Annotated in this window: 8 protein-coding genes and 2 tRNA genes; 3 read left to right on the forward strand and 7 right to left on the reverse strand. The window is 34.8% G+C overall.

The annotated features are described in order from the left end of the window. The first annotated feature begins 481 nt into the window (after positions 1-481). Together folP and EZS29_RS01020 are read left to right on the forward strand one after the other, a co-directional pair. Complete coding sequence (gene folP / locus EZS29_RS01015) at positions 482-1330, forward strand: dihydropteroate synthase (protein ID WP_130605667.1); 849 nt, start codon at positions 482-484, stop codon at positions 1328-1330. Between the two features lie 55 nt (positions 1331-1385). Further along, positions 1386-2336, forward strand: coding sequence for an HAD family acid phosphatase (locus tag EZS29_RS01020; RefSeq protein ID WP_130605669.1), 951 nt, complete (start codon positions 1386-1388; stop codon positions 2334-2336). Positions 2337-2350: 14 nt separating this feature from the next. Here EZS29_RS01020 and EZS29_RS01025 read toward each other — a convergent pair. Both EZS29_RS01025 and EZS29_RS01030 read right to left on the reverse strand, forming a co-directional pair. Continuing rightward, positions 2351-2427 (reverse strand) — tRNA-Glu (locus EZS29_RS01025). Between the two features lie 195 nt (positions 2428-2622). Next, a tRNA-Glu gene (locus EZS29_RS01030) sits at positions 2623-2698 on the reverse strand. A gap of 222 nt (positions 2699-2920) precedes the next feature. Here EZS29_RS01030 and EZS29_RS01035 point away from each other — a divergent pair. Beyond that, on the forward strand, positions 2921-5197 hold the full coding sequence (locus EZS29_RS01035; protein ID WP_130612693.1) for an aconitate hydratase: 2277 nt from the start codon (positions 2921-2923) through the stop codon (positions 5195-5197). A gap of 54 nt (positions 5198-5251) precedes the next feature. Here the strand turns inward: EZS29_RS01035 and EZS29_RS01040 are convergent, their stop codons facing one another. The 5 genes from EZS29_RS01040 to EZS29_RS01060 form a co-directional block, all read right to left on the reverse strand. Beyond that, complete coding sequence (locus EZS29_RS01040; protein WP_130605671.1) at positions 5252-6610, reverse strand: hypothetical protein; 1359 nt, start codon at positions 6608-6610, stop codon at positions 5252-5254. A 316-nt stretch (positions 6611-6926) separates the two neighbouring features. Then, positions 6927-8174, reverse strand: a complete 1248-nt coding sequence (locus tag EZS29_RS01045; RefSeq protein ID WP_130605673.1) for an MFS transporter — start codon at positions 8172-8174, stop codon at positions 6927-6929. 356 nt (positions 8175-8530) lie between these two features. Then, a complete protein-coding gene (locus EZS29_RS01050) occupies positions 8531-8917 on the reverse strand; it encodes a GNAT family N-acetyltransferase (protein WP_172603702.1) in 387 nt (128 codons plus the stop codon). Between the two features lie 214 nt (positions 8918-9131). Continuing rightward, on the reverse strand, positions 9132-9941 hold the full coding sequence (locus EZS29_RS01055) for a hypothetical protein (protein ID WP_130605677.1): 810 nt from the start codon (positions 9939-9941) through the stop codon (positions 9132-9134). Between the two features lie 11 nt (positions 9942-9952). Next, positions 9953-12040, reverse strand: a complete 2088-nt coding sequence (locus EZS29_RS01060; protein WP_246035212.1) for an HD domain-containing phosphohydrolase — start codon at positions 12038-12040, stop codon at positions 9953-9955. Positions 12041-12097 lie beyond the last annotated feature (57 nt).

Here is a 12097-nt window from a genome sequence, read left to right on the forward strand (position 1 = left end):
GTTATGCTAAAATATTTTTTCTTAAGTTTGGACGCTCTATTTTTTCACCATTTATCGAAAGAAAAATATTTTTATACATTTTCAGTTTATTAATCATATATTTATTTAATCTTATAATGAGCTCATGAAATGGACATTGACGTTCATTGACAAATTTCTGTAAAGATTGTTCATTTGCATATGAAATTCTTGATGCTATTGCTCCTATAGATTTTCTCTCGCCATCTAATATTAATCCACATATCTTGAATATAATATATTTTTAATTAACGAAGTAGTAATAATGATTATGGCATAAAAATTTTTTTAAAAATAAATTAAAACAAAGTGATTTTCATGCAGATGAAACATTAACATTAGTGATATGATAAGCTCAGCTATGCGTAAATATAAATTTGATTTTAAACACTTTTTATGTAAAGAGAGAGGATAGCTTGTCTGATTAGACATGGCTTTATTCTTTTATTTATAAGGTTAAAAAATGGTATTATCTGGGGCAGAAAAATTTAGCAAAATATGCTCAGAAAATAGTAATTTATGGATGGGTATTGTCAACTTGACTCCTGATAGCTTTAGCGATGGGGGAGAATATTTTTCTATCGATAAAGCCATGTCCCGTATAGACACATTGGTGAAGAATGGGGCTCATATTCTCGATTTTGGCGGAGCTTCAAGTCGTCCCAATTCTCCTTTAATCACTCCTGAAGAAGAGTTTGAGCGCGTCTATCAAGTGATTTTAAAAGCAAGAAAAAGGATTCCTGAGGATGTTTTAATAAGTCTCGACACCTACTCGCCTCGCGTGGCGCAGAAGCTGGCTGAAGAGGGGCTTATCGACATTGTGAATGATATTTTTTCAGGTTTACGTGCTGAAATTACAAATGGCATAGTGCGAAATACAGCTGAAATAACTGCTGAGTATAAGCTTGGCTATATTTTAATGCATATGCAAGGGGTGCCTGAAAATATGCAGATAAATCCTTCTTATGGCAATTGTTTATCTGAAGTGAGAGACTTTTTACGGGAAAGAATTCTCTTTGCTGAGAAATGTGGTGTGAAATCAATTGCAATTGACCCAGGAATCGGTTTTGGGAAATCGCTTGAGAATAATATAGAGTTGCTTTCACAAAGTGGAATTGAGTTTCTAAAAGAGTTGAATAAACCTATTTTAATCGGTTTATCGCGAAAATCTTTTTTAGGAAAAATTTATCCTAACCTGACTGAACCTTCTATGCGGGATCGTGCGAGCAAGGAGTTTGAAAGTAAATGTCTCCAATTTGGAGCAAAAATAATTCGTTCGCATATTATGGCAAGTGAGTTAAATTTTAATTAAAAATAAGATAAAGTAAATTTGCTCTGCATAATTTTTTAATATTAGGAATAAAATAATGGATACAAATGAATTGTGGCATCTTCTTCAGATGCAAATGGATACAATTAAAAAAGAGTCTGACTCGAGTCATCATCCCGTTCTGGAAAAAGCACTCGGAGTTCTTAAAGAAACAATTGAAAATTATTTAAGTGAACAAGTCACAGCTGGGCTTCCCCACCCTCACCCACGCAGTCGTATTTATCGCTCTGAACCAAAAACATGGGAAATCTACGATAGCTCTTCACATGAAATAATGGATCTTATAACGAAGAAAGCAAAAAGTGCACAAAAAAAACCTGCCTGTGTCTTCGATTTAGATGGGACTTTATTTGATGTCGGTTATAGAACTCTTGGGCTTTTAAATGAATGGTTGGCTTCCGATGCCGCAAAACATTTTGACAAAAGACTTTTGCAGAAGATTGCGAAATTAAATTACAGCCACATTGGTTATAGTTTATCACATGCGTTTGAAAACTCAGGGTTTGATTTAAGAAACCAAGAAACAATGAGTTTATTTTCTTCTGTGGAAAGATATTGGAAGAAAAAATTCTTTGATGGGGCTTCATTGGTGAAATACGATAAAGTTATGGAAAATGCAGATTTATTTGTACAAAAATTGAGTGAAAATAATATCGAGATATTTTATTTGACGGGTCGTTATTTTCATTCAATGGCTAAAGGAACAGAACAGCAGTTGCTGAATTTTAATTTTCCTTTCGATAAAAATAAATTAATTTTAAAACACAATCCCCATGCAGATGATCAAATTTTTAAAGCAGAGCAAGTGCGAAAAATAGCACAAGAGTATGAAATTGTCGGTAACTTTGAAAATGAATATTTAAATATTGCATTTATGTCGCTTGAAGCGCGCGATGCGATTAATGTTATTGTCGATTCACACCACTCTGGTCGTCAGACTCCAGCGCTCGACTTGCCTATTTATCGTGTTTCTCGTTTTGAATTTTGATATTCTGCTTTAATTGGTGACCCTTAAGGGATTCGAACCCATGTCGCCACCATGAAAGGGTGGTGTCCTGGACCTGCTAGACGAAAGGGTCATTCGCATAAACATATACCTAGCAAAAACAATTTTTAATAACAACACTGCGTGAAAAGCAAATTTCTTGGCCTGAAGCTCAGTTTAAAACAATTTTTAATATTTATGTGATTTTGTTTTTGCTTATTTTTTTTCGCAATTGCGGCAATAAAAAAGCCAACCTATGTGGTTGGCTTATTCTAAGTTAGGAAAAATATGGTGACCCTAACCGGATTCGAACCGGTGTTACCGCCGTGAAAGGGCGGTGTCCTAGGCCTCTAGACGATAGGGCCACTTCTTCCGTGAAAAGGTAGGTATTCTTTCGCAAGAAAAGAGTCAAGCAGTTTTGAAATTTTTTTTTCGTTTTGCCATTTCCTTGGAGATATTGACTTTTTTTATGGCTCTAAAAAAATTTTTGCTTCACACTTTGTTTCAAAAGATCCGAGAAGAGCATAGCTATAGGAGAGAAGCATGTGAATCATGCCCTTTTCTTGTGTTTTGATGGAGGTTTTTTTATGGTACAAGATCTTGAAATGATGAAAAAAGTTTATTCAAACTTCAAATCAAATGTGGATTCAGCACGCAAACTTCTTGGGCGTCCGATGACGTATACAGAAAAGATTCTTTACTCTCACCTCAAACCCGCAAATGGGGGGCAAGGAACGGAACTTAAGAACTTTGGCAGAGGGAAAGACTATGTGGATTTCTTTCCTGACCGCGTTGCAATGCAAGACGCAACGGCGCAAATGGCTCTTTTGCAGTTTATGTCTGCAGGGATTCCAAAAGTTGCTGTGCCTTCGACAGTGCACTGTGACCACCTTATACAAGCAGAAATCAATGCCGAAACCGACCTTGCCACTGCAAACCGCGACAATGCAGAGGTTTATGAATTCTTAGCAAATGTTTCCAGAAAATATGGCATTGGCTTTTGGAAGCCAGGCGCAGGGATTATTCACCAAGTTGTCCTTGAAAACTATGCATTTCCAGGCGGAATGATGATCGGTACAGACTCTCACACACCAAACGCAGGTGGCCTTGGTATGGTTGCCATTGGTGTGGGTGGTGCCGATGCCGTTGACGTGATGGCGGGTATTCCTTGGGAACTTAAATTTCCTAAACTTATCGGTGTGAAGCTCACAGGCAGTCTAAAAGGCTGGGCTTCAGCAAAAGATATTATTTTAAAGTTAGCAGGGATTTTAACTGTAAAAGGCGGTACGGGCGCAATTGTTGAGTACTTTGGCTCTGGTACAGCTTCTCTTTCTTGCACAGGCAAAGGCACAATTTGCAATATGGGTGCTGAAATTGGGGCTACAACCTCACTCTTCCCTTATGACTCCCGTATGGCGGATTATCTTAAAAAGACAGACAGAGCAGAAATTGCGAAATTAGCAGATGAAGTGGCTGATTACTTAAAAGCCGATGTCGATGTCGAAAAAAATCCTGAAAAATTCTATGATCAAGTTGTGACAATCGACTTAGACACACTTGAACCACATATCAACGGTCCATTTACCCCTGACCTTGCGACTCCTATTTCAGAGTTTGCCAAGGCTGTTAAACAAAATGGCTGGCCTGAAAAGCTCAGTGCAGCTCTCATTGGATCTTGCACAAACTCTTCGTACGAAGACATTGACCGTGTAACAACAGTTGCTAAACAGGCTCTCAGTCAAGGTGCGAAAGCAAAATGTGAGTTTTTAATCACTCCTGGGAGTGAGCAAGTGCGTGCCACAATTGAACGTGATGGCCAACTCGGCGTGCTTTCCCAAATGGGTGCGAATGTTATGGCCAACGCGTGCGGTCCATGCATTGGGCAATGGAAACGTCATGGTGCGCTTGAAAAGAACTCGATCATCACTAGTTTTAACCGTAACTTTACGGCGCGTAACGACGGCAACCCCAAAACACATGCCTTTGTTGCTTCACCAGAAACTGTGATTGGTTTTGCTTTAACAGGCGATTTAACAGTTGATTTCACCAAGGAGCCTATCACCAACGACAAAGGTGAGAAGATTATGCTTCAACCACCGAAAGGACTTGACCTGCCTGACAAAGGTTTTGTGAAGGATGAGCATGGTTATGTTGAGCCTGAAAAAGATGGTTCAAAGGTTTCTGTGAGCATCAACCCACAAAGCGATCGTTTGCAAGCTTTAAATCCTTTTATAGCGCCAAACGTCAATTCTGACTTCAGTGGTTTGCGTTTGCTGATCAAAGCAAAAGGCAAATGTACAACAGACCATATTTCTATGGCGGGAAGCTGGCTCAAGTTCCGTGGTCACTTGGATAATATCTCCAATAACCTTTTAATTGGTGCCATCAATAGCTTTAACGGCGAAGCCAATAAAGTAAAAAATCAAGTTTCTGGCACCCATGGAGCTGTTCCGGCAACAGCACGCGATTATAAAGCGAAGGGAATTGGCTGGATTGTTGTGGGTGAAGAAAACTACGGCGAAGGCAGCTCCCGTGAGCACGCGGCGCTTGAACCACGTCACCTTGGCGGTAAAGCAATTATTGTTAAAAGCTTTGCCCGTATTCATGAAACAAACCTTAAAAAACAAGGTATGTTGCCATTAACTTTTGCAACACCTGCGGATTATGACAAAATTCGTGAAGACGACACTTTTGCTTTAAATCCAAAAGATCTTGCACCTGGCAAGCAATTAACTCTGACTGTTAAGCATGCAGATGGTAAATCAGATGAAATTATGTTGAATCATACTTTCAATGAGCAACAAATTGGCTGGTTTAAAGCAGGCAGTGCGTTGAACTTAATTGCGTCATCAAGCAAGAAGTGATTTTTAAAAAATTATTTTCTTTAAAGTCGATCTATTCTTTAAAATAGATCGACTTTATTTTTTTACAAATATAAATTCCCTATCTTCTGTAAATTTAAGTTGAATAGGCAAATTCTTTTTAGAATATAGGAATAAATTATAGCGAATAACGGGTACTATGGAAACTTCTTCAAAGCTTGCTTTTGCAAATTCTTTTAACGCTTTTTCATTTAAAGGAACTGTAGAAGCGGAAGTTTTTGTGACTTCGAGCAGTGCTGATAGCGTTTCTGGAAAATGGGACAAATAGTCAAGTACTGCAGGTTCTTTTTCCATATTTTGGATCCAAACCTGCCTATCTTTTTGCACTCTATCAAAGAAATATTGTATATCAGCACCTGCATACTCTTCTTCTTTATCATAACGAGTTACCCATTTTATTTGCACATTTGCTTTTTCAGCGATTTCTTCGAGTTTTTCCATATCAAAGGTTTTTTTAGGAAATTTATTGGGAAGTGCAATCGTTAATTTCTCTATTCCATTTGGAAAATTTTCGAATTTATCTGGCCAAGAGTATTTTTCATCAAAACCTGGTTCACCTTTGACAAAATGCCCAGGGACGGAGATATATTTATCCTTGTCTTGCGAAGAATTAATGTAGCGCAAGAGTGAAGCAATTTTTAAGCGATTGTCCCTATTTTTAAAAATTTTACTTTGGGAATTAAAAATAGCTACCATAGTTTGTGGCATAGGACTTTTATTGACGATAAAATCTTCTTTATTGGTTTTTGATCCTTCCATCATTCTATCATAGAAATAAAAATCATTATTTGCATAATTATCAGGAGTCGTTAACTCAACTTTATAATCAAATACATTCAATATATATCGTCCGTTTTCAAATTTAATAGGGTAGCGGCTTACAACATCAAATTGATTACCATTATTTAAACGAACTGGCCAAACCTTATTTCCCATAGAGCCTTGAAGAAGTGCTTCTTTAACAACACCGCGAACATTTTCCACTTTACTTTCAAAAGTAAGTTCAAACCGATTTGGAGAAAGAATTTTTATCCCACTATATTTTTTTGTTTCGAAATTAGGTGCATTTATTTCTTCTGTACCAACAACTTTTACGGAAGCTGAAATATCCCTATACATAAACCCTTTTGCTATTCCAATTGCTGCTTCAAGTGCAGAGACAGGAGTTCCATCTTGCCATTTTGCTTTTGGAGAAACTTCTGCTTCAAAAGTTTTACCATCAGGTGAAAAATGATATTTATGCAAAATACTTTCACTTGGCTCTTCATCATTTATATAAGGCTTTAAGACTAGACTCCAATAAACGAGATGAATCCAATTTTTTGGGCGCTCGAATGGATTGAAGGTGATTTTATCTACTTCTGAGCAAATTTGAAAGACTTTCTTATCTGTCATATGAGTTTCTCCTTGAACGTTTTGTGAAGGCAAAATGATAAGTGAAGTACTGATACATTGAATTAAAAAATTTCTTGTTTTCAATTGCATTTAAAATTTTAATTCCTAGAAAAATAGCAGTGCGCATTTCAATTATAGATTTTACAATCAGTTATTATCATTAAACTATAATCATGGCAAGCGGAAGAAGTGTTTAGCTGAGTTCAATAAGATTTAAAATTATTATTGTTGAGAAAAAAAGATACTTCAATTACTAAATAGGATAAGAATTTTTCTATTATAATATCTACATTTTTATAATTATACTTAAAAATTATCAACTGACATAACCATGTTTGATATAGAAATTATCCGCATCCTTGAGTTCTGATCGCATTAATTTTTTGAAGTTTGGCACTTTATAAAGAATAAAGGGTGTGAGAAGAGGAATGCAGCCAAACACAATCAGCGCTGTTTTTATGCCAAATCTCTCAACTAGAAAGCCGAGAGCTAAAAAGCCTAAAGGTATACCTCCCTCAATAAATAATTTCGTACAGCCTATTAAGCGGGAGCGATAATTTTCAGGCATAGCGAGCATACGTTTGGTGTTAGAGGTTATGTTAAAAGTGATCATCGCTTGCCCTAAGATAAATAAACAAAACAGACTGACCCAAACATTTTCTATAACAGAGTGCAGAGCTAGACAGAAAGCAGCTATTATTATGCAGAATGTGCATAAAATATCATCGGAGAATTTTTTAGCAAGAAACTTTGCAGTGAAGGCGGAACCAAAAAAAATGCCAACGGCAATAGAAGCTTCAAGTATACCGAGATAAAGCGCAGAAGCATGGAATACATCTTTTACAAGGAGAGGTATGCCCAGCAAAATAAAGGGAGTAAAAGAAAAATTAACCAAAGTTAGGGTGCAAGCCATTCCGAGCTCTATTGGATTTTTAATCAACATAGTATAGCCATTCAGCAACTTTTTATGCCATTTTTCTTTTTCGCTGTTATTTATTGCAGGAAATTTTGTCATTGTGCAGAAAATAATAGAAATAATAAATCCAACTACTGTGGAAATAAAACTTAAAAGTATGCCTAGAATACCAATGATAGCTCCGCCCATGACTTTTCCTAAAATAAAACTCAGGGACTGCAGCATACCTTCAAAACGCATAGCGCTGCCTAATTGTTCCTTTGCGACCATTTTGGGTGGAATGCTCATCACAATGGGCATAGTTATTCCCTCTATGATAGACATGCCAAGAATAGGTAAGATATAATAAATAGAAAATTTAGATGTGCTAAAAAAGATCATGATTAAGACAACAAAGGCTAAATTTATGAATTTAGTTATGAGCAATATCTTTTTATATGGAACGCTATCGCCGAGAAAGTTCAACAAAGCATAAGACAATATGCGAAAGCCTGCGCTTAAACTCAAAACAAGTGGTAATGAGCTTGGTGCGTCTTGCAAAATCCACCAAGTGATTGCGATCATGACAACGTTGATGCTCAATATATTCAGAAATTCGCTGATGCGAAAATTAAAAAAATCTTTTTGGATCAATGCTTGTTTAAACATAAAGCAATTTTACCCTTTGAATAAAGTATGTGAGAAAGGACGTTTTATGATCTTTCTTAGGGTTTTATGCTGCATAAGTTGAAACAGATATTATTTTAAGTAAAGATTTATAAACTCTAAAATTTCAATATAGTAAATAAAAGTAATTGTCAAATAAGTTATTCTATCCATGACTGATAAGAAGATATTTCAAGAGAAAAATAAAAATACTTCACTTGAAATAATCTTAAATAAAATTGAAAAGTAATTTTCAAATAGGTAACTCATAATAATCATTTTTTCCTAAAGACTAAGTTGAATATATTCTATGTTTTGTTTATTTATTAAATTAAAAATTATTAAAATGAAATCTTGTATTACAAACTACTAAATAATCCATATTTTTTTTCTTTAACAATAAATCCAATTGATTTATACATATTTATTGCCAAGCCATTTTCATCTGCGTCAAGAGTGAAAAATTCTTGATTTGAATCGTCAATAGCAAATTTTATTAATGTTTGGGCTACTCCCATTTTTCTATATTCTTTAAGTGTTTTTAAATTATGCAGACGTGCAAATTCCTCATTCCAATATAATCCAATATCTGAAATAATTTCACCATTTAAATATGCTGCATACCAAAATCCATAATTATTTTCTGTATAAGATTTGAATTCGCGAACTCTTTTTTCAATCGATGACTTACTCGAATATGCAGATAAAAATCCAATTTCTGCTACAGCAAAAGCTCTCGCTCGCAAGAAAATAACAAACTTTAAAATGCGTTCTGATGATTCAAAGTGTGGTAAATATATCCAGTTTGTGCAAATTAAAGGTAAATATAATTCAGATAAATTAAATTATAATTATTCTTTGTTCTATTGGAAGAGTCAAGCACCTAATTTTTGGAAAAAACATTTAGTAGAATTAAATATGTGGCCTGATGAAATTATGTAAAAATTTTTATTTAAAAATTTATTTATATTGATTATTTATTTTCGCAAGAAAAGTTTTATCATTGCTGACAGCAGAAATGCTTTTCCAGAAAGAGAGGCGTTCTTCCTCAGTAAATTTCGATTTCTTAGAAAATGGAATATAATAAGAAGTGATACTGAGTGGGATTTTTTGTAAAGTTATTTTGTCGCTGTATTTTGCATCTTGCAGCATAGTAATTCCTGTGTGAACGCTTGTGATTGCGACACCGCCTTCTTTTAGCATTCTATTTATACTGACATCAATTTTTTCAGAAACCTCAGGAACTATGCCTTTTTCCTCTAAATCACCCATAATCATTCTGCCTTTATCAATAAAGACAAGATCGGGGAGATTCTCTATTTTTCCATTAAAAACATATTTATTATCTTCATTATTCACTTTTTTTGGTGAAATAACTACGAACCCATTGCAAGCAAACTTAAAAGGGGAAGAGCAGGGTTTATTTTCTTTGTCTGATCCGGGTGGAAAGTAAAAGAAACTTGCTCTTCTTGTGTTGTACGATGATGTGATCATGACATCGTATTTTCCTTTAATCAGTTCACTTTGACATTTCGTAATAGGAATTCCAGTAATTGATAATGAATAGTTATGTTTTTCATTATCAATTTTCAAACGAATTAAGGCTTCATTAATAATATCAACCCAAATGCCAAAAGTTTTGCCTTTGACAAAATTTATATTTGGGTATTCTCCTCTATTGTCAGAGCAAGCTTTAATGACTTTATTTTGGGCAAAAATATTTAACGGAAGAATAAATATTATAAAAATCAAAAAAGAAAGAAATTTCATAATTTCCTCGATTAAGCAACTGAAGTCGATCTTTCATCTGAGCTTGCCTCAAGCGTCAGCTCCCCTACTTTGGCTTCAACAAATATTTTAAAGAGAGCTGCATCCAGCTTACCAAGTTTTACTTCAGACTCCAAAATATTGAGTGCTCTGTCATAAGGAATAGCCTTTTTATAGGGTCTATCACGGGCGATGAGTGCATCATAAATATCGGTTATCGCCATCATTTTGGCTTGTACTGGGATGTCTTTGCTTTTTAACTTTCTTGGATAACCAGAGCCATCAAGGCGCTCGTGGTGGCCATAGACAATTTCAGGCAGATCTTTTAATTCTTTTGACCAAGGGATCTTCACGAGAAAGTTAAATGAGTGTGTCACATGACTTTCAATTTCAATGCGTTCCTGTTGGCTGAGAGAGCCTCTTTTGATACTTAATAAATTGATTTCATGAGGTGTCAATAAAGGAACTGGGTTATCCCCAATGATAATCTGCGTTCCAGCAATCTCCGATATTTTTTCGAAGGTCTCTTCGCTTAAGACGGCAGGTTCATTGACATTAAGAATTGTCTTCCAATAATTTTCTAATTTCTCTGCTACTTTTCTTACTTCTAATTTAATTTTTGCCAGCTCATTTTCTGAAGGAGCTTGATTTTTAAGCATAAGACTGTTGATGTAAGATTCAAGAATATTGGCATACATTCTATCTTGAATTGAAGAAAAGCGAATTTGTATTCTTTCCAGTTCATGGGGGAATAATTTTTTTTCCTTTTGCAGAATGTGTTCACGCACACCAATTTTCCCAAAATCATGTAGGAGGGATGCATATTTTATTTCTTCAATTTGTATTTTTGAAAATTGTAGATTTCCATACAAACCAGTTTGGGTTTGATTGATAGCATCTGCTAAGCCCACAGTTAAAGTAGCAACTCTTTCACTGTGCCCTTTTGTAGAGGGATCGCGAGATTCTATCGCAATAATACTAGCAGCTGTGAAAGATTCAAAGACCTGTTTTAAATCATGAATAAGTTTTGCGTGTTCAAGGGCTATTCCTGCTTGATTGGTCAGAGATTCTAGTAAATTAAGATCGTGTGAAGGGAATGGGACAACGGAATTTTCGATATCTGTCTTCTTGTCTAATATTATATCATCGGAAATTTTTTTATTTAATAATAGAATAAATCCATCCACCTCTGACGACGGTAGACGTATCGGAAATGCACAGTATGATTTTATTTTGTATGTTTTTGGGTCAAAAATAAGTTCGGATAATTGGTTTGAGGCCGATTGAACTTTTTTATTTTTTGATACAATTAATTTACTTTCTTCGTGCCACGAGACACCGACCATTTCTTCGCAGATTATTTTGGTTATCTTCGATTTTTTAGGGTCATAAATTTCTTTCTTAAGTGAAATTTTTTGGCTATTGTTTATTTTATATTTTAAAATAAATTTTTGATTTTTTATTTGATTTATTTTGCTTGACTCTCTGATATCATTTTTTTCGTCAAATAGGCCTTTTTTAATAAGGATAAATCCAGAGTCTGCCGCTGATATTTTCATACTCTTCTTTAGCACTAAGTTTAAAAAGTCGCCTGCCAGAAATGATTTACTCGTCATTGCTTGACTGATTTCTTTAAGTGCGCTGCTCTCTATGTCTCTTAATGTTGAAAAAGAAGAGAGAAAATCTGAGCTAGCACGAATAAATAATGAATAGATAGAATTCTTTAATTCTTGTATAAACTGATTTTTATTTATTTGCCCTGAAAATTCACATATAATATTTTCCAATTTATTTTTATCTGCACTGTTTTTTTTGCGTTCTGTAATAGTGTCATTATTTGACTCGAGTATGAAAAAGCCAGCATGTTTGGCATTTGTTCCATGGCGTAAAAAGCTTTTTATTTGTGTATGATTTTCTGTATATTGTTTTAAGGTAAGAACAAATAATTTAAGGTTTTCAGAATCGATTCTTTTAGCAGAAAAGGCTTCATTTATTGAGCTTTTCATTATATTAATTTTTAACAGATTTAAATTGTTAATTGGAATAGGAAGATCGAATGGTTTGTATATGCAGTAGACATCTATTTTTTCGAACGGCGACATATTCACTAAATTCACTCTCCGATTGGAACGAAAACATTGAGACTTCAATTCATCGGA

It is taken from the genome of Fluviispira sanaruensis (assembly GCF_004295685.1).
In the GTDB taxonomy this organism is placed as follows: Bacteria; Bdellovibrionota_B; Oligoflexia; order Silvanigrellales; family Silvanigrellaceae; genus Silvanigrella; species Silvanigrella sanaruensis.